We start from the raw sequence: 238 nt of genomic DNA, 5'->3' as shown, positions 1-238 counted from the left end.
CATGTCGTGACGCGCGGGGATCGACAGGAACGCGCGGGTGTCATCGATGAAGCCGGATCCGCGGGTGAGGCCGGCGGTCTCGGTCGTCGCGGAGCGGAAGCGCTGCACGGCGTCGGGGGCGTCGATGAACCACCAGGGCGCGCCGACGAAGACAGACGGATAGTAGCCTGCGAGCGGTGCGAGTTCGCGCGAGAAGGTCGTCTCGTCGATCGTGAACAGCACGAGGTGGAAGCCCTCG

Annotated in this window: 1 protein-coding gene; it reads right to left on the bottom strand. The window is 68.1% G+C overall.

Translation table 11 applies throughout. The features are described 5' to 3' along the window. A partial coding sequence (locus SB658_RS27320) for a glucuronate isomerase (RefSeq protein WP_410603687.1) occupies positions 1 to 238 on the bottom strand: 238 nt, incomplete at both ends.

Origin of the sequence: Bacillus sp. SIMBA_008, from assembly GCF_046535495.1 — a bacterium.
GTDB lineage: Bacteria > Bacillota > Bacilli > Bacillales > Bacillaceae > Bacillus > Bacillus subtilis.
This window is presented reverse-complemented; position numbering and strand designations above follow the sequence as displayed.